Genomic DNA, 18,244 nt, shown 5'->3' with positions numbered 1-18,244 from the left:
GGGTGGAGCTGTGCGGCAGGGCTCGGGCAGGCGCCGTGACGGGGGCCTCCGGTGAGGTCCCGGGACGCGGCTCGGGGACGGGGTCCCGGAACGGGGTCCGGTCCGCGCCCGCGGTCGGATCCCCGGGACGGTTCCCGGGGCGGTTCCGAGGACGGTTCCCAGGGCGGACCCGTGGCAGGAGCCCTGGCCGGAGCTCCGGCAGGCCCTGCTGGACGACCCCGCGAAGGCGCCGGCAGTACCGGGCCGCCGCAGGTCGGTCAGCCCTTCACCGCGCCCTGCATGATGCCGCCGACGATCTGCTTGCCGAAGATCGTGAAGGCGAGCAGCAGCGGCAGCGTGCCCAGCAGCGCGCCGGCCATGATCACCGACTGGTCGGGAATGTAGCCGCGGCCGAGGCCGGTCAGCGCGACCTGCACGGTCGGGTTGCCGGTCTGGGTCAGGGCGATCATCGGCCAGAGGAAGTCGTTCCACGACTGGACGAAGGTGAGCATCCCCAGGACGGCCATCGCCGGCCGCGCGGCGGGGAAGACCACGTGCCAGATCACCCGGATACTGCTCGCGCCGTCGACTCTCGCGGCCTCGATCAGCTCGGTGGGCAGCGCCTGGATCAGGTACTGCCGCATGAAGAACACGCCGAAGGCGCTGACCAGCGTCGGCAGGATCACCGACTGCAGCTGGTCGGTCCATTCGAGCTTGGCGACCATCATGTACAGCGGCACGATGCTGAGCTGCGGCGGAACCATCATGGTGCCGATGACCAGGAGCAGCAGCAGGTTCTTGAGCCGGAACTGCAGTTTGGCGAAGGCGAACCCGGCGAGCGTGGAGAAGACCACCGTGCCCACCGACACGGTCCCCGCCACGATCACGGTGTTGAACAGTGCCGTGCCCAGGTTGGCGTCGGTCCAGGCGATCTCCAGGTTCTTGAAGAGATTGCCGCCGAACCAGAAGGGCGGCGGCGTCTGCGCCAGCCGCGTGTTGTTGCGGGAGGCCGCGATCGCCGTCCACACAAGCGGGAACAGCGAGCCGATGGTGAAGACGACCAGCACGGCGTACGTCCACCTGCCGCCGTGCAGGGTGCGGCCCGCACCCTTCTTCTTCCCGGGCCGGGGCTGAAGGGGCGGCTCGGAGGGCGCCGGCACCTTGTCCGTCGGTTCCGTCTGGGTCGGCGCGCTCATGCCGCTCCCTCCTTCTTGCGCAGCCACCGGGTGATCACCCAGTTGGCCAGGCCGATCAGCAGCAGGATCAGGAACATCGCCCAGGCGATGGCCGACGCCCGGCCCAGGTGCAGATTCACCCAGCCCTGCTCGTACAGGTAGAGCCCCAGCGTCTGGTACTGGTGGTCGGAGCCTCCGGTGGCGCCCGCGCCGAACAGCAGCGGCTCACCGAACAGCTGGGTCGCGCCGATCGTGGAGACCACGCAGGTGAACAGGATGGTCGGCCGCAGCGAGGGCAGCGTGACGTTGAGGAACTGCTGCCAGCGCGAGGCCCCGTCGAGCGCCGCCGACTCGTACAGGTCGTTGGGGATCGACTGCATGGCGGCGAGGTAGATCAGCGCGTTGTAGCCGGTCCAGCGCCAGATGACGATCGTCGACACCGCGAGCTGCGAGGTCACCGGCCCGTTCTGCCAGTCGATGCCGTCCAGGCCGACCATGCCGAGCAGCCAGTTGATCATGCCGTAGTCGCGGCCGAAGAGCAGCACGAAGACCAGGGTCGCGGCCGCCACCGAGGTGGCGTACGGCGTGAGGACGGCGACCCGGAAGAACATCGAGCCGCGCAGCTTGTAGTTCAGCAGGTGGGCTATGCCCAGGGCCATGAGCAGCTGCGGCACGGTGGAGATCAGCCCGATCGTGACCGTGTTGCGCAGCGCGTTCCAGAAGAACTCGTCCTCGAGCAGCCGGGAGAAGTTCTTCATCCCGACCCAGTTCATGGTGGTGGGGTCGGTCAGCTCCACCTGGTGCAGCGAGGCCCACCCGGTGTAGATCAACGGGAAGAGGCCGAAGGCGGCGAAGAAGACGAAGAACGGCGCCACGTACGCGTACGGGCTCCACTTCATGTCCCAGCGGTAGCGGCGGCTGCGCCGCGCACGGCGCCGCCGCTCCGCCTCGTCGAGGGGGCTCGAGGACTTGCGCGGGGCCGCGCCCCCCTCCCCTCCGGGGGGCGCGGCCTCAGGTGCGTGGGTGGTCCGGGACATCCGGGTCACTGGTCCAGAGCGTTGTCGATCGACTTCACGGCGGCCTTCCAGCCCTCCTCGGGCGACTTGCCCTTCTGGTCGACCTGAAGCATGCCGACATCCGCGAGGTTCTGGGCGATGATCAGGTCCTTCGGGCCGAGGATCTGCACGGGCGCGCCCTCGGCGGCCTTGGAGAAGATCTCACCGATGGGAGCGTTGTCGAAGTAGGGGTTCTTGGCGTCGGCGACGACCGGCAGGTCGTAGGCCGCCTTGGCGCTCGGGAAGCTGCCCTGCTTCTCGAAGAGCTTCGCCTGCTGCTCCGGCGCGGTCAACCAGGCGGCGAGCTTGGCGGCCTCTTCGCTGTTCTTGCCGGCCTTCGGCACGGTCAGGAAGGACCCGCCCCAGTTGCTGGCCTTGGGCGCCTGGGCGATGTCCCACTTGTTCTCGCCCGCGTCGCCGGCCTTCTCCTTGATGTAGCCGAGCATCCAGGCCGGGCAGGAGACGGTGGCGAACTTTCCGTTGGCGTACGCCTGGTCCCACGTCGGCTGGAACTGCTGGAGCTTCGCGGTCAGGCCCTCGGTCGCGAACTCGCCCGCGACGTCCCAGGCCTCCTTGACGGCGGCGCTGTCCTTGTAGATGACCTCGCCGGCCTCGTTGTAGAAGCGCTCCTCGTAGCTACCGGTGATGGCGGCCATCACACCGGCGGCCGAGTCGACGAAGGAGACGCCCTTGGGACCGTCCTTCTTGAAGGTCTTGCCCGCCTCGAGGTACTTGTTCCAGTCGCCTTCCCACAGCTTGCTGACCTCGTCGCGGTCGGTGGGCAGCCCGGCCTTCTCGAAGTAGTCCTTGCGGTAGCAGATGCCCTGGGGGCCGACGTCGGTGCCGAGCGCGACCGTGGTGCCGCTCTTGGCGGTGCCCTGGGCCCACTTCCAGTCGAGGAAGTTGTTCTTGTCGACGCCCTCGGCCTTGCCGAGGTCCACCAGCTTGTCGGCCTGGGTGGCGGTGATCTCGGCGATGTTGTTGACCTCGACGCCCTGGATGTCGGCGAGGCCGCTTCCGGAGGTGAGGTGGTTGAGCAGCTGCGGGTAGTAGTTCTCGTTCCGCTCGATCACGTTCTGCTTGATCGTGATGTCGGGGTTGAGCTTCATGTACTCGTCGTAGAGCCCGGCCTCCTGGTAGCCGAACACACCGAAGAGGCCGAGGGTGATGGTGGTCTTGCCCTTGCCCCCCTCGCCGCTGCCTCCCGTGGAGCCGCCGTCGTCGCCGTCGTCGGCACAGCCGGCCAGCAGGCCGGCCCCGAGCGTGGCGACGGCCGCGAGGGCCACCACGCGTCGGGTCCTACGGGTACTGGTGCGCATCATTGCGTCGTCCTCCTTGTGGCCCCTGACGTGCCGACCCCCCGGGCCAACTACGGTGTTGGGCCCTTGTGTTGTGCAGCGATCGTGCCTGTACTGCGCTAATGCGGCTCGGGTGGGGAACGTGCGGGTTCTGTATGCGTGCACTACTGTGGGAGCGCTCCCATTCGTGATGTCTTGAAGGTTCGCCTGTACTCGAAGGGGTGTCAAGGTTCCGGGCAGCGAGACTTGCCTTCGGTTATCGGGCTGTTAGATTCCGACCGCCGGGCGGCACACTGCGTCTTGCACAGTGTTGGGAGGCAGGTATGGCGGTAAGACACACGCGCGGCCGGAGCGGCGGGCGCCCCACCTTGGAAGAGGTGGCCGCGCGGGCCGGGGTCGGCCGCGGCACGGTCTCCCGCGTGATCAACGGATCACCCAGGGTGAGCGACCAGACGCGCGCCGCCGTCGAGGCCGCGGTCGCGGAACTCGGCTACGTCCCGAACCGGGCGGCACGGGCCCTGGCGGCCAACCGCACCGACGCGGTCGCCCTGGTGGTGCCCGAACCGGAGACCCGCTTCTTCGCGGAGCCGTACTTCTCCGACATCGTGCGGGGCGTGGGCGCGGCCCTCGCCGACACGGAGATGCAGCTGCTGCTCACCCTCGTCGGCAACGACCGGGAACGGGCCCGGCTCGCCGAGTACCTCGCCGCGCACCGTGTCGACGGCGTCCTGCTGGTCTCCGTGCACGCCGACGATCCGCTGCCCGACCTGCTCGACCAGCTCGACATCCCCGCCGTGATCAGCGGCCGCCGCTCCGCGCAGGAGCCGCTGGCATCGGTCGACTCCGACAACTACGGCGGTGCCCGCAGCGCCGTCGAGCACCTGGTATCGCGCGGCAGGCGCTCCGTCGCTCACATCACCGGACGGCTCGACGTGTGGGGTGCGCAGCGCCGTGTCGACGGCTACCGTGACGCCCTCGCCGACGCCGGCCACCCCGCCGACCCCGGCCTGGTCGCCACCGCCGACTTCACCGAGCAGGGCGGCCGCCGCGCCATGGCCGAACTCCTCGAGCGCCGTCCCGACCTGGACGCCGTCTTCGCGGCCTCCGACGTGACGGCGGCGGGCGCCCGGCAGGTGCTGCGCGCGCAGGGCCGCCGGGTCCCGGAGGACGTGGCGCTGGTCGGCTTCGACGACTCGGCGATCGCCCGGCACATGTCGCCGGCGCTGACGAGTGTGCGCCAGCCCATCGAGGAGATGGGCCGGGCGATGACGCAGGTGCTGCTCGACGAGATCGCGGACCAGCGGCCGGCCGGCTCCCGCAGGTCCGACCGGCCGCAGATCGTGCTCCCCACGGAGCTGATGGTGCGCGACTCGTCCTGAGTGCCCGGCCCCGGTCCCGCCCGGCTGCCGGGCCGGGCCCGGCACCTCCCGGACCACCGCTGGGAGGTGCGAGGGTGCGGGGCGCGGGGCGAATGTGGGCCCATATTGCACTCGGGAACGGGCATTTCGGGTGGGTCGAGGTGCCTTTTGAGCCCACATTCGCGCAGGTCCCCACCCGGTCGGGCGCGGGCGGCGTGTACAGGCGGGCGCTGTACGCGCTCCGCGGGCGGATGTCGGTGTGGCGGGGCGTGTCCGGGGAGGGTGGTACGCGCGTTGGCCGGTTGGTGGCGGAGGAGGGTGCGCGATGAGTGGACTGGTACACCAACCGGACGAGGGCGCGGCGGCGGAGCAGACGGTGGCTTCGGGCGGGGAGCCGGGAACGCGGTCACCGGAGCCGGGCTCCGGGATCCTGCGGGTGTTCGGGCGGCAGATGAAACTGTTCCGTTTGCGAGCGGGCCTTGAACGGGTGGACATGGGGGCGCGGACCGGGTACTCGCCCGCCACGATCGCGGCCTACGGGCAGGGGCGGCGTGTGCCGCCGCCGAAGTTCATCGACCTGGCGGACGAGTTGCTGGACGCGGGCGGTGTCCTCAAGGAGATGAAGGAGGAGGTCGCCCGGGCGCAGTACCCGGCGTTCTTCCGCGACGCGGCCCGGCTGGAGGCGGAGGCGGTCGAGTTGCACGCCTACGACACCCACCTGGTGAAGGGGCTGTTGCAGACGGAGGCGTACGCCAGGGCCGTCTTCCGGATGTGGAGACCGTACCTGGACGAGGAGGTCATTGAGCAGCGCCTTGCGGCACGAATGGCGAGGCAGGAGATCTTCACCCGTCGCCCCGCACCCCATCTGACCTTCGTCCTCGAAGAGGCGGTACTCCACAAGCGCATCGGCGGCGACCAGATCTGGCGGGGGCAACTTGAGCAGATCCTTTCAATCGGTCATCAGCGGAACGTCGAGATCCAAGTGATGCCGTTGAACCAGGCTGAGCACGCAGGTCTCGCAGGGCCCTTCACCTTGATGGAAACCAAGGATGGGCGGAGGATCGCCTACACGGAGGTGCAGAGCGACAGCCGCCTGCACACTGAGCGCGACAGGGTTCGGGGACTGGAGGCCACGTACGGGACCATCCGTGCACAGGCCCTCACTCCGCATGAGTCGCTGTCCTTGGTGCAGAAGTTCCTGGGAGGGAGATGAGCGTGGACCAGATCAGGCGGAGCGCCGATCAGATCGCCTGGTTCAAGAGCAGCTACAGCGCTGGGGACGGTGGCGACTGCGTAGAGGTCGCGACCTCTCTCCACACCGTCCAAGTGCGGGACTCGAAGGAGACGGAGCGCCCCGGACTGGCGGTGGCCCCGGACGCCTGGGCGGCGTTCGTCGGGTTCGCCGCCGGGCGGAACGGCTGAGCCGCAGTCGCGGCGGAGGGCCCTCGGCACGAGTGCCGAGGGCCTGGCACCTCCCGGCCCACCGCTGGGAGGTGCCCCCACAGCCGGTTCACCTCCCGAGGCGCCTGTGCCCCGAGCGGGCGAGTGAGCCGAAGGGGTGCGCCCGTGTCGAAAGGGAGAACGCGCACAGGCCGTGAGGAACGAGCGGGCGAGCACGATCGACCGTCGACACGGGCTTCAGCACCCCGGAGGCGAACCGAGCCCTCAAAAAAAGGGGCACGGGCTTCAGCACCCCGGAGGTGAACCGAGCCTCTATGACAGGGGCGGGTAGGCGTTCTTCATGAGCTCCTGGAACTGGGCCGAGAACCAGTGGCCGGAGATCGGGGCGTTCGGCAGGGAGCCCGACATGTTGTTGTTGTTCCGCGGGTTGCCGGTGTACGTCGGGTCGCACATCCGGTCGAAGCCCTTGCCCTCGTCGTTGTCGATGGCCTCGCTCGACCCGTCGGACTCACCCGGGGGCTTCATCCACACGTAGGCGTCGATGCCCGGCTCGGGCGCGGCCTGCGGACGTTCGCCGAGGCCGGCTCCGGACTGGTTGCACCAGTTGCCGAGGTGGATGCGGCGGTCGTAGCGGCCGCCGTCGACGTAGGTGTCCACGCTGGTCTGCGGGCCGGCGGCGGAGGGCCGTGCGGTGCCGCCCCAGCCGTTGCGGGAGGTGTCGATCAGCATGCCGATACCGGAGTCGAAGCCCTTGGACACGAGCAGGGTGCGCATGGCCTGGGCGTACGACAGCTCGTCGACGTAGCGGTTCCAGTCGATCCACTTCGAGGTGCGCACAGAGGCGCCGTTCACGGTGTCGTTGATCGTGAAGTGGTCCTCCTTCAGGGCGCTGTAGTTGGCGGTGTTGACGATGAAGCCGTGCACGTCGTCGACGGTGGCGCCCTCGGCGGTGGCGGCCTGCTTGAACATGTCGGCGGAGGGGCCGAGGTTGTCGTCCCAGCCGAGCCAGCCGTGGTGTCCGGCGTCCACGTAGTTGTAGACGTTGCCCACGGAGCCGAGCTTGTTCAGGGCGTAGCCGACGCCCTTCACGTAGTTGCCGTTGGCCTTCATCGTGTCGCAGTTGGCGGTGGCCGTCGCCCGCGGTGTCACGTTGGTGACCAGGTTGGGCAGCGAGTCGATCTCGACGGTGGTCACGATGCGCAGGCCGGCGTACTTGCTGTCGCCGAGGATCTCCGCGATCGGGTCGATGTACTGCGTCTTGTACTTGTCGAGCTCCGTCGGGCCGAGCTCGCCGTTGGAGGCGAGCGCCGAGCAGTCGCGTCCCGGCAGGTTGTAGATCACCAGCTGGACGGCGAGTTCGCCGCTGCCCTTCTGCTCCAGCGCCTCGTCGAGGTGGTCCCGCAGACCCATGCCGCCGTTCGCGCCCTCGATGGCGGCGATCCGGTCCAGCCACACACCGGTCGGCTGGTTCGCGATCCGGCTGCCGCCCGGCTCGGCCGCGGCCTTCGCCGACCACTCGGGGTTCACGTAGACCTTCGCTCCGGCGTACGGGTTGTCGACGCGGTCACCGGGCGGGTCGGTGGGGTCCGTCGGATCGGTCGGGTCCGTGGGGTCGGTGACGCCGTTGCAGGTGACGCCGTTCAGCTTGAACGTCGCGGGCACCGCGTTGGTGCCGCTGTAGGAGCCGTTGAAGCCGAAGGAGGTGGAGGCCCCGGTGCCGAGCGAGCCGTTGTACGAGAGGTTCTTCGCGGTGACCGCCGCGCCGCTCTGGGTGATCGTGGCGTTCCAGCCCTGGGTGACCTGCTGGTTGCCCGCGAAGGACCACTCCAGGGTCCAGTTGCTCACCGGGTCACCGGTGTTGGTGATGGTGACGCTGGTGCCGAACCCGGTGTCCCACTGGTTGGTCACCTTGTAGTCGACGGTGCAGCCGGCTGCGGCGGCTCCCGCCGTACCGGCGCTGAACGCGGTGGCGGTCAGACCGCCCGAGGCGATCAGTGCCGAGGCCGCGAGGAGAGCCGTGCGTGATCTCCTGGGCGGAGCGGTCGAGGGTGTGCGGCTCATGGATTCGGTGACCTTCCAGTCAGTCGAGGGAGCGCGGGTGCTCGCGCAGCCCGATGCCGAAACGGGTGGGTGTGCCGTCGTGGTCGCTGGTCCGGGACCGACCCGAGGAGCGGTCCCAGGTGTTCCAGGGGGGCCCGGACAGGACAGTCCGCGGTCGTCGAACCGGTTCATGACGCGGCCTGTGAAGGAGTGCGCGCGAGTGTTCTCGCCGATCTCGCCGATCTCGCCCGCGAGGAGCGGGACGTCGGCGGCCGGGGAGCGGCCCCCGACGCCGTGCGGGCGGGGACGAGCTCGGTGGCCGCCGCTGTGGGAACAGCCGCGGCCGGCAGCGCCGGTAAGTGCGGGGGGTGTCGCATGAGCGAGTCCTAAGCAGTGCGGTAAGCCCTGGTCAGGGCATGCCAACTGAGATGGAATCGCTCCCACTGGTGCTACGAAGCTAGCGCCAAGTGGCGTCGAGAGAAAGAGGGGGTTGTCAACTTTCTCCGTCGAATCTTTTCGACGCTTTTATCTTGCGAAGACACTTGACAGCCCATCAGTCACACAGCACCTTGGGAGCGCTCCCACTGGTTCAAGGCTTAATCGCACCCCCACCGAACCGAGCCGCAGGAGGGACCGGTGCCATGCGTGCGCTGATCGGCCCACTTCCGAAAGACCCAGGAGCTCCACCAGGACCGCGTCACCGGCGCCTTCGCCGGCTGCTGGCCGCGCTCGCCGCGGCCGTGACCCTGCCCGCCGCCGCGCTGACGGCCGGCACCGCGCCCGCCGCCGCGGCGGCCGTGGCCTGCAGCGTCGACTACACGAAGAACGACTGGGGTTCCGGCTTCACCGCCGAGCTGACCGTGACCAACCGGGGCAGCGACGCCATCGACGGCTGGACCCTGACCTACTCCTACGCCGGCAACCAGCAGCTCTCCAACGGCTGGAACGGCACCTGGTCGCAGTCCGGCAAGGACGTCACCGTACGGAACGCCTCCTACAACGCGCGCATCGCGGCAGGCGCCTCGGTGACCACCGGCGCCCAGTTCGGCTACAGCGGGACGAACGCCGACCCCACCGGCTTCGCGATCAACGGCACCCCCTGCACGGGCGCCCACCAGCCGCCCGTCAGCGTGCTGACCAGCCCCACCGCCGGAGCGGTCTTCAGCGCGGGGGACACCGTCCCCATGGCCGCCACCGCGGCGGCCGCCGACGGGGCGGGCATCAGCAAGGTGGAGTTCTACAGCGACAACACCCTGCTCGGCACAGACACCACCTCGCCGTACACCCTCGACTACGCGGACATGACCGCGGGTTCCTACTCCCTCTACGCGAAGGCGTACGACAGCCTCGGCGCCTCCGCCGAGTCGGTGCCCGTCGGCATCACCGTCGCCTCCGGTCCCGCGCTGGTCGCCTCACCGGCCCAGCTCGGCGTACGCCAGGGCGAGTCGGGGACCTTCGACCTCAAGCTCTCCACCCAGCCCGCGTCGAACGTGACGGTCACGACGACCCGCGCGTCCGGCAACAGCGGCCTGAGCGTCTCCTCGGGCGGAACGCTCACCTTCACGCCGGCGAACTGGAACACAGCGCAGAAGGTGACCGTCGCCGCGGACGCGAGCGGCACCGGCTCCGCGGTCTTCAGGGCCACTGCCCCCGGCCACGCCGCGGCCGAGGTCACCGTGACCCAGCTCGGCGCCTCGTCGGCGTACGACGAGCGCTTCCTGGAGCTGTACGGCAAGATCACCGACCCGGCGAACGGCTACTTCTCGCCGGAGGGGGTCCCGTACCACTCGGTGGAGACCCTGATCGTCGAGGCCCCCGACCACGGCCACGAGACGACATCGGAGGCGTACAGCTACCTGATCTGGCTCCAGGCCATGTACGGCAAGATCACGGGTGACTGGAGCAAGTTCAACGGCGCGTGGGACACCATGGAGGACTACATGATCCCCACCCACGCCGACCAGCCGACCAACTCCTTCTACACCCCGTCCAAACCGGCCACCTACGCGCCGGAGCACGACCTGCCCTCGTCCTACCCGGCGCAGCTGGACTCCGGCGTCACCGCCGGCGCCGACCCCATCGCCGCCGAGCTGAAGTCCGCGTACGGCACGGACGACGTCTACGGCATGCACTGGCTCCAGGACGTCGACAACGTCTACGGCTACGGCAACTCGCCCGGCAAGTGCAGCGCGGGACCGGCCGACACCGGACCGTCGTACATCAACACCTTCCAGCGCGGTCCGCAGGAGTCCGTCTGGGAGACCGTGCCGCACCCCACCTGCGACGACTTCGAGTTCGGCGGCACCAACGGCTACCTGGACCTGTTCACCAAGGACGCGTCCTACGCCAGGCAGTGGAAGTTCACCAACGCGCCGGACGCCGACGCGCGCGCCGTCCAGGCCGCCTACTGGGCCGACGTCTGGGCGAAGGAGCAGGGCAAGGGCGGCGAGGTCTCGTCCGTCGTGGCCAAGGCCGCGAAGATGGGCGACTACCTGCGCTACGCGATGTACGACAAGTACTTCAAGAAGATCGGGAACTGCGCGGGACCGTCCGCCTGCCCGGCAGGCAGCGGCAAGAACAGCTCCCACTACCTGCTGAGCTGGTACTACGCCTGGGGCGGAGCCACCGACACCAACGCCGGCTGGGCCTGGCGCATCGGCTCCAGCCACGCGCACGGCGGCTACCAGAACCCCATGGCCGCCTACGTGCTCAGCTCGTACGACGCGCTGAAGCCGAAGTCGGCCACCGGTGCCTCGGACTGGTCGACCAGCCTCACCCGGCAGATCGAGTTCTACCGCTGGCTCCAGTCCAGCGAAGGCGCGATCGCGGGCGGCGCCACCAACAGCTGGCAGGGCCGCTACGCCTCCCCGCCGGCCGGCACGCCGACCTTCTACGGCATGTACTACGACGAGAAGCCCGTCTACCACGACCCGCCGTCCAACCAGTGGTTCGGCTTCCAGGCCTGGTCGATGGAGCGCGTCGCCGAGTACTACCAGGTCACCGGCAACGCCGCAGCCAAGGCCGTGCTCGACAAGTGGGTCGGCTGGGCACTGTCCGAGACCACGGTCAACCCGGACGGCACCTACCGCATCCCGTCCACCCTCCAGTGGTCCGGCGCTCCCGACACCTGGAACGCCTCCTCGCCCGGCGCCAACAGCGGCCTGCACGTCACCGTCGCCGACTACACCGACGACGTGGGTGTGGCCGCGGCCTACGCCAAGACGCTGATGTACTACGCCGACCGGTCCGGCGACGACGAGGCGGCGTCGGTCGCCAAGGCCCTGCTGGACGGCATGTGGGACCACCACCAGGACCCGATCGGCATCGCGGTCCAGGAGACCCGCACCGACTACTCCCGTTTCGACGACCCGGTGTACGTGCCTTCCGGCTGGACCGGTGAGATGCCGAACGGCGACACGGTCGACTCCTCGTCCACCTTCGCCTCGATCCGCTCCTTCTACGAGGACGACCCCGCCTGGTCGAAGATCGAGTCCTACCTGGCGGGCGGCGCGGCGCCCACCTTCACGTACCACCGGTTCTGGGCCCAGGCCGACATCGCGCTCGCCATGGGCTCGTACGCGGAGCTCCTCGAATAGTCCCGCCCCGCCCCGGAGGAACTCCGCAGGAGCCGGGCAGGCCACCCTTCCCCGTGGGCCTGCCCGGCTCCCCGCGCGTTCGTCGGTCCGTCCCGCCGGGATGTCACATTCCGGCGGGACGTCCCGTCTCCTTGGCATGAGAACTCTGACCATCGCCATCGCCGGGGGCACCGGCACGCTGGGACGCCACATCACGGAGGAACTGCGCTCGCGCGGCCACCGGGTGCGGGTGCTCAGCCGCCGCTCCCCGGAACACCGGGTCGACCTCACGACGGGAGAAGGGCTGGCCGACGCGCTCGAGGGCTGCGACGTCGTCGTGGACGCGGTGAACAACCCGTCCGCGAAGGGTGCCGCGCGGACCCTCGTCGAAGGCTCGCGGCGGCTCCTGGCCGCCGAGGAGGCCGCCGGTGTGGCCCACCACGTCTGCGTCTCCATCGTCGGCTGCGACGCGGCCCCGACGGGCTACTACCGCGTGAAGACCGAGCAGGAGCGCACCGTGCGCGGGGGACCGGTGCCGTGGACCGTCGTACGCGCCACCCAGTTCCACGAACTGGTCGGCACGGTGTTCGGCGCCGCCGGCAAGTGGCGGCTGCTGCCAGTGCCCCGGGCCCGGCTCCAGCCGATCGCCGCGGCCGACGCGGCCCGCGCGGTCGCGGACGCCGCCGAGGCGCCCGCCCGCAACGGCTTCGTCCAGGTCGCGGGCCCCGAGATCACCTCGCTCCGGGCGCTCGCGGGCACCTGGCGCACCGTCACGGGCCGCCGCGCCCTCCTGGTGCCGATCCCGGTCCCGGGCGCACTGGGCCGGGCGCTGCGGGCCGGCGCCCTGACCGCGGAGCGGCCGGACGCACGGGGCACGGTGACGTTCGGCGAGTGGCTCGCGCAGCGGCAGGGGGAGCGGGTGCACACGTGAACGAGCCCGGCGGGCCGGGCCCCGGGTGACACGCCCTCCGGCCGGGGGAGCCGGGGACGGCCGAGGGCCCGGTCCGGGCCTCGCAGTTTCGGGAGGCGGGGGCCACGACCGGTCGGCCTTCCCGCGGCCCGGCGCTGCCGACGGCGGGCGGACCCCACTGTCGGTGGCGGCATGCACGTTGGCTGATCAGCGGACAGAATGCCGCCCGGCGGCCGGTGCTCCGGGGGGCACGCTGGTGCCCGGGTGCGCGGGCGGCGTTTTCGGCGGAGACCGGCGCCGTCGTCGTGCGCCCGGTGGCCGCCCCGTCCCGCCGGTGGCGCCGGTGGGTCGGGCCGCGCGCACGGCCGGAGAACGTCTGGGCCGGGAACCCGCACACGCTCATACTGGGCCGGACGGCGGCGGCGACTGCCTCGCATGCGGCCGTACAGCGCTTCGACCTCGTACCTCGCCGTGGAGATCAGGGGGACGCTCGTGCCGCGAATCGTTCGGACCGGGGACGGCAGGGATCTGGCGGTGGAAGTGCGGGGACATCCGCTGGGCAAACCCGTCTTCCTCCTCCACGGCACTCCCGGCAGCCGGCTGGGCCCCGTACCGCGCAGCGGCCTCCTCTACCGGCTGGGCGTCCGGCTGATCACCTTCGACCGGCCGGGGTACGGACGCTCCGACCGGCTGCCGGGCCGGCGGGTGGCCGACGCCGCCGCCGATGTCGTGGCCGTCGCGGACGAACTGGGCGTGGACGCGTTCGCGGTGGTCGGCCGCTCGGGCGGCGGCCCTCACGCGCTGGCCTGCGCGGCGCTGCTGCCCGACCGCGCGACCCGGGTGGCCGTCCTGGTGGGGCTGGCCCCGCGCACGGCCCGCGACCTCGACTGGTACGCGGGCATGGCCGGCTCCAACGTCCGCGAGCACGTCAGGGCCGAAGCCGCGCGGCAGAGCCTGGCCGCGGGGCTGGAGCACCGGTCGCGCCAGATCCGGGAGAATCCGGCCGCCCTGATCGCCCAGCTGGACCCGGAGCTGGCGGAGCCGGACCGGAAAGTCGTCGCGGACGCGGGCATCCGCGCCATTCTGGTGCGCAACTACGCGGAGGCGCTGCGGCTCTCGGCCCACGGTTGGATCGACGACACCCTGGCATTCGGCAAGGGCTGGGGCTTCGGCCTCAGCCGGATCTCCGTCCCCGTACTGCTGTGGCACGGCGAGGACGACGTCTTCTCTCCGGTCGAGCACACGAGGTGGCTCGCGGAGCGCATCCCCTCGGCCACCGTGGTCATCCAGCCGGGAGCCGCGCACTTCGACGCGCTGCCGCTGCTGCCCGAGGTGCTGTGCTGGGCGATCCGGTGAGCGGCTGGCGCACCGGGCCGCTCAGACCGGGTGGGGTTCGAGGTCGCGGTTGACCCGCCACCACTGGCGGCACGCCCTGGTCAGCGGATGGTCCTCGCCGACCTGCCGTACGCATTCCGCCGTCACCCGCTTGCGGAGTTCCTCTGCCTCGGGGTGCAGGCCGGACTGCCGCAGTGCGTGGGCGAGATTGATCTCGGTGGCCAGTACGTCCGGGTGGTCCGGTCCGTACCGTGTGGTGAGGCCGTCCAGCGCACGCCGCAGCAGTTCGATCGTGCGGTCCGTCTCACCGAGGTCGCCGTGCGCGTTGGCCAGGTTGACCATGCAGCAGAGCGTGTAGGGGTGGTCGGTGCCCACGGACCGCTTCAGGCCGGCCAGTGCCTCGGTCGCGAATTCGACGGCCGCGGCGGGATCACCACTGCCGCGCACATAGATCGCCAGGTTGTTGAGGCAGGCGAGGGTGAAGGGGTGCTCCTCGCCGAACAGCCCGCGGTACCCCTCCAGGACCCCCACGGTCAGATCGCGCGCCTTCTCCTTGTCCCCGGCCGCCGAGTGGTCGGCCGCGAGGTTGAGCGCGCACGCGAGGGCGTCGGGCACACCGGGTCCGTAGCGCTCGAGATAGCGGTCGTACGTCACCTGGGTCAGCCGCATCGCCTCGGCGGCCCGGCCGGCCTTGCGCAGCGAGACGGCAAGGCTCTTGGCGTGCCTGAGCGTCTCCGGTAGGTCGGGATTGAGCACCTCCTGGAAGACGTCCATCACTTCCTCGAGCATGGCCACCGACCCCGGATAGTCCCCGACCTCGCGCAGGTCACGGGCGAGGTGGGCCTTGGTGACCAAGGTGTACGGGTGGCGTTCGCCGAGCATGGGGACGCGCCGTTCCAGGGTCTCCTCGTCGAGCTGCCGGGCGCGTTCGGCGTCGCCGGTGACGCGGTAGTCCACGGCGAGGTTGTTGGCCGCGACGAGCGTGCGCGGATGCTGGTCGCCGAAGATGGTCCGGAAGCCCTCGTAGATCTGCTTGTCGCGTTCCAGGGCCTCCTGGAACCGGCCGACCGCCCGCAGGTCGGCGGCGAGGCTGCCACCGGTGATGAGCGTGTGGGGGTGGCCGGCGGGCAGGATTTCGGTCTGCCGCTGGAGGGTCTCCTCGTCGAGCCGCAGCGCCTCCTGGTACTTCCCCTGCGACCGCAGGACGTTGGCGAGCTGGAAACGCAGGTCGAGGGTCTGCGGGTCATGCTCCCCCAGGGACGACCGCCAGGACTCGTGCAGCCTCTCGGCCAGCGTGCGGGCGGCCTCCAGTTCGCCGCGCTTCCACAGGTAGCGGACGCGGTCGACCAGCAGCTGACGCGGTTTCTCCTCGCGGCAGCCCTCCACCTGCGAGGGCCCGAGGTGCGGCCAGATCACCTCGAACTTGGGCCAGTTCACCGGGTCGTTGATCTCGTCCTCGGGCGGCCGGGCCGCAGCGAGTATGCGATGCACCTCATGAACCGTTTCTTCCGCGGCCTCGGCCGAGAGTTCGGAACGCACGGCAGCCTGGACGAGCCGGTGCACCTGGATGCTGTTGTCGGCGGGATCGACCTTCGCCAGGGCGAAGCGGCGGAGGGACTGGATGACCTTGCCGAGCATGTAGCTGTCGCGCAGGTCCGGATCGAAGGGCAGCAGGGCCCGGATCATCGCCTCGCTGTCGACGAGGCTCATCGAGATCGGTTCGGCGGCGAAGAACGCGCAAAGCTCCAGCAGCCGGACCGCCGCCCGCGACTGTTCACGGAGACGGGTGATGGAGATGTTCCAGGTCGCGCCCACCTCCTTCGGGTAGCCCGCGGCGGTGGTGACCGACAGCGCCCTGGTCGTCTGCTCCTGGAGCTGACGCACGTAGGTGTCGACGGGGGTGGCGGTCTCCGCGAGCCAGGCGGCCGCGACCTCCACGGCGAGCGGCAGGTCCCCCACGGCCTCGGCCACGCGTGCCGCGTCCTCACGGCTCATGCCGCCCACCCTGCGCCGGAGGTGTTCCACGCTCTCGGCACGGGTGAAGACGTCGATCTCCAGTCCCTCGGCCTGGGCCGCGGGCGGCTTGTTGCGGGAGGTGATCAGAACGTGTCCCTGACCGCGCGGGAACCAGCGGCGTGCGCCTTCCGGGTCCTCGACGTTGTCGAACACCAGCAGATACCGGGGGAGGCGCGAGCCGGTGGTCAGTTCCGCCCGGGCCGCCTCCGCCGCCTCGGAGACGCTGTCGCCGACGCGTAACTCCAGCCGGCGGGCGAGTTCGGCCAGGGACGAGGCGATACCGCCCTCCTGCTCCGACTCGATCCACCACACGAGGTCGTAGTCCGCCTTGAAGCGGTGCGCGTACTCGAGCGCCACCTGGGTCTTGCCGACGCCGCCGAGCCCGTGCAGCGTCTGGGGGAAGGGTTTCACCGACGTGTTCCCCGCGCCCAGCCCCGCGCGCAGACGGTCGAGGACCGTGGACCGGCCCGTGAAGTAGGGGTTGCGGGGACGCAGATTGGAGATCTTCGGATCGCCCACCGGGTACCGCGGGCCACCTTCCGTGACGGTTTTCGCGAGACCCGCTCCGTCGCGTCCGAGTGCGTTCAGCAGCGCGGCGGCGGCGGCACGGGCGTCGAGCCGCACCAGGCTCACGGGAGTGCGCCGTGCCGGCAGCGGGCCGGGCCGCACGTCGGTGACGCGTACGGGCAGCGGCTGGTGGCCGGCCCCGGACGGATCGGTGTCGACGGCGGACCCCCACAGGCGCGCGGCCCGCCGGGACCGCAGACAGGCCGCGGAGAGGACGACGAGCGTACGCGAGGACGCTCCACCCGGCCGGTCTCCGGGAGCGGCCCGTGCTTCCACGTCCCACGGCGCGACGTTGAATCCGGCCCGGCTGAGCACCGACTCGATCCAGTCGGCCCACATGCGGTCCTCCGGAACGTACGCCAGCACCACGCTCGTGGACGGAGCCGGGCGGCGCCTGGTGAACTCGTTCGCCCACCGCCGCCGTTCGCCCTCCTCCATGGGCGGCAGTGCGAGGACGGTGCCCTCGGAGACCACGGACGTGAGGCGCTCGCATGCCGAGAGCATGGAACTGGACAGACCGGGCGCGTCACCGAAGGTCGCGAGTATCTCCTCGTACGCGTAGAAGGGGCGGTAGGGGATCTCCACGGAACCCCAGTACGCCGTCATCTCCTCCTCGTTCAGTCCGGTCGGCATCCCCTCGAAGCGGCTGCGGGCCAGCGCGCGGCCCGCGTCGGCCTTCTCCTTCTCGCCGTCGTCGATGCGCATGGGCACCGGCAGGATGCGGATGTCGCGCTGCCCGCCGTACCTCTGCCGGATGTCATGGGCCACGGCCGAGGCGCCGTAGATGCTCTGGTCGCTGAGGGTGAAGCAGACGACCAGCACGTCGGGCATCTGGACCGTGCAGATGTCGGCGATATCACTGAGGCCGGTGCGGCTGTCGATCAGGACGTAGTCGTAGTGGCGGCGCATGTCCTCGCGCAGGGCGTCCAGGAACTGGCCCCCGCCGAAGCGGTTGTAGAAGACGTCCCAGTCGATGCCGACGAGGGTGGCGGAGTAGTCGCGGTTCTGCCGCCCGGCCGAGAGGAAGTCGAGGCTTCCGCCGCCGGGGAAGGACCAGTCGAGGGAGACGGCGTGCGGGCGCACCCTGGCGTAGTGGCGGTGCCAGTCGGGAGCCCGGGGGACGTCGCGCAGCGCCTCTTCGCGGTAGTCGGTGATCATGTCGATCATGCCGGTGGTGGCGGCGAGGGCGGCGTGGTCCAGGAAGGGGTGGAAGAAGCGATGCAGGCCCGGGGCCTCCAGGTCCCAGTCGACGGTCAGCACCCGGTGGCCGTTCGCCGCGAGTATCCAGGCGGTGTTCGCCAAGGCCATCGTCCGCCCGGTGCCACCCTTGTACGAGTAGAAGGTCACCACGCGTCCATCACGGCTCTTGGTCATGAAGGCCCTCCAGTGGGTCGGATTCGCTGGTGCCGTGGTCGTCGCCGGGATCGCTCGGTTCGTGTTCCGTGCCGGAGCCCGGCGGAAGGGGCTCGCGTGGCCGCTGATACGCGGCTGCGGACGGGCCGCGCAGGCGGGGGCGTTCGCGGCTGGGGCTGCCC

At 70.5% G+C, this 18,244-nt stretch carries 11 protein-coding genes; 6 read left to right on the top strand and 5 right to left on the bottom strand.

The genetic code is table 11. From position 1 onward, the window contains the following. Window positions 1–257: 257 nt before the first annotated feature. From GUY61_RS18525 to GUY61_RS18515, 3 genes are read right to left on the bottom strand one after another with little or no spacing between them, the layout of a single operon-like run. On the bottom strand, window positions 258–1,175 hold the full coding sequence (locus GUY61_RS18525) for a carbohydrate ABC transporter permease (protein WP_166631306.1): 918 nt from the start codon (window positions 1,173–1,175) through the stop codon (window positions 258–260). After that, window positions 1,172–2,191 (bottom strand): carbohydrate ABC transporter permease, encoded by a 1,020-nt coding sequence (locus GUY61_RS18520; protein WP_166631305.1) that lies wholly within the window; start codon window positions 2,189–2,191, stop codon window positions 1,172–1,174. Before GUY61_RS18520 ends, GUY61_RS18525 begins: the two co-directional genes overlap by 4 nt. 5 nt (window positions 2,192–2,196) lie before the next feature. Then, window positions 2,197–3,531: an ABC transporter substrate-binding protein gene (locus GUY61_RS18515; RefSeq protein WP_166631304.1), complete on the bottom strand. Its 1,335-nt coding sequence runs from the start codon at window positions 3,529–3,531 to the stop codon at window positions 2,197–2,199. A gap of 299 nt (window positions 3,532–3,830) precedes the next feature. On the opposite strand from GUY61_RS18515, the gene GUY61_RS18510 reads away from it, so the two are divergent. From GUY61_RS18510 to GUY61_RS18500, 3 genes are all read left to right on the top strand, one after another. Beyond that, complete coding sequence (locus tag GUY61_RS18510; protein WP_166631303.1) at window positions 3,831–4,886, top strand: LacI family DNA-binding transcriptional regulator; 1,056 nt, start codon at window positions 3,831–3,833, stop codon at window positions 4,884–4,886. Between the two features lie 304 nt (window positions 4,887–5,190). Continuing rightward, window positions 5,191–6,078, top strand: a complete 888-nt coding sequence (locus tag GUY61_RS18505) for a helix-turn-helix transcriptional regulator (protein WP_166631302.1) — start codon at window positions 5,191–5,193, stop codon at window positions 6,076–6,078. Beyond that, window positions 6,075–6,287, top strand: coding sequence for a DUF397 domain-containing protein (locus GUY61_RS18500; protein ID WP_166631301.1), 213 nt, complete (start codon window positions 6,075–6,077; stop codon window positions 6,285–6,287). The genes GUY61_RS18505 and GUY61_RS18500 overlap by 4 nt, the downstream gene beginning before the upstream one ends. Before the next feature lie 291 nt (window positions 6,288–6,578). On the opposite strand, the gene GUY61_RS18495 is transcribed toward GUY61_RS18500, so the two are convergent. Beyond that, window positions 6,579–8,327 carry a glycoside hydrolase family 6 protein gene (locus GUY61_RS18495; protein ID WP_166631300.1) on the bottom strand — a complete coding sequence of 583 codons (1,749 nt, stop codon included), beginning with the start codon at window positions 8,325–8,327 and terminating at the stop codon, window positions 6,579–6,581. 620 nt (window positions 8,328–8,947) lie between these two features. On the opposite strand from GUY61_RS18495, the gene GUY61_RS18490 reads away from it, so the two are divergent. From GUY61_RS18490 to GUY61_RS18480, 3 genes are all read left to right on the top strand, one after another. Continuing rightward, window positions 8,948–11,902, top strand: a complete 2,955-nt coding sequence (locus GUY61_RS18490) for a glycoside hydrolase family 48 protein (RefSeq protein WP_166631299.1) — start codon at window positions 8,948–8,950, stop codon at window positions 11,900–11,902. A 136-nt stretch (window positions 11,903–12,038) separates the two neighbouring features. After that, on the top strand, window positions 12,039–12,812 hold the full coding sequence (locus tag GUY61_RS18485; protein ID WP_166631298.1) for an SDR family oxidoreductase: 774 nt from the start codon (window positions 12,039–12,041) through the stop codon (window positions 12,810–12,812). A gap of 414 nt (window positions 12,813–13,226) precedes the next feature. Continuing rightward, window positions 13,227–14,147, top strand: a complete 921-nt coding sequence (locus GUY61_RS18480; protein WP_208106157.1) for an alpha/beta fold hydrolase — start codon at window positions 13,227–13,229, stop codon at window positions 14,145–14,147. A 21-nt stretch (window positions 14,148–14,168) separates the two neighbouring features. Here GUY61_RS18480 and fxsT read toward each other — a convergent pair whose 3' ends face one another. Next, complete coding sequence (fxsT, locus tag GUY61_RS18475; RefSeq protein ID WP_166631297.1) at window positions 14,169–18,083, bottom strand: FxSxx-COOH system tetratricopeptide repeat protein; 3,915 nt, start codon at window positions 18,081–18,083, stop codon at window positions 14,169–14,171. Window positions 18,084–18,244: the final 161 nt, after the last annotated feature.

This window comes from Streptomyces sp. GC420 (assembly GCF_009916105.1).
GTDB lineage: Bacteria > Actinomycetota > Actinomycetes > Streptomycetales > Streptomycetaceae > Streptomyces.
This window is presented reverse-complemented; position numbering and strand designations above follow the sequence as displayed.

Bases quoted from the DNA above. Each gene is read 5' to 3' on its own strand.
- GUY61_RS18505 (WP_166631302.1), top strand. From the start codon at position 5,191: ATGAGTGGACTGGTACACCAACCGGACGAGGGCGCGGCGGCGGAGCAG.
- GUY61_RS18495 (WP_166631300.1), bottom strand. From the start codon at position 8,327: ATGAGCCGCACACCCTCGACCGCTCCGCCCAGGAGATCACGCACGGCT.
- GUY61_RS18500 (WP_166631301.1), top strand. From the start codon at position 6,075: ATGAGCGTGGACCAGATCAGGCGGAGCGCCGATCAGATCGCCTGGTTC.
- GUY61_RS18480 (WP_208106157.1), top strand. From the start codon at position 13,227: ATGCGGCCGTACAGCGCTTCGACCTCGTACCTCGCCGTGGAGATCAGG.
- fxsT (WP_166631297.1), bottom strand. From the start codon at position 18,083: ATGACCAAGAGCCGTGATGGACGCGTGGTGACCTTCTACTCGTACAAG.
- GUY61_RS18520 (WP_166631305.1), bottom strand. From the start codon at position 2,191: ATGTCCCGGACCACCCACGCACCTGAGGCCGCGCCCCCCGGAGGGGAG.
- GUY61_RS18485 (WP_166631298.1), top strand. From the start codon at position 12,039: ATGAGAACTCTGACCATCGCCATCGCCGGGGGCACCGGCACGCTGGGA.
- GUY61_RS18490 (WP_166631299.1), top strand. From the start codon at position 8,948: ATGCGTGCGCTGATCGGCCCACTTCCGAAAGACCCAGGAGCTCCACCA.
- GUY61_RS18515 (WP_166631304.1), bottom strand. From the start codon at position 3,531: ATGATGCGCACCAGTACCCGTAGGACCCGACGCGTGGTGGCCCTCGCG.
- GUY61_RS18510 (WP_166631303.1), top strand. From the start codon at position 3,831: ATGGCGGTAAGACACACGCGCGGCCGGAGCGGCGGGCGCCCCACCTTG.
- GUY61_RS18525 (WP_166631306.1), bottom strand. From the start codon at position 1,175: ATGAGCGCGCCGACCCAGACGGAACCGACGGACAAGGTGCCGGCGCCC.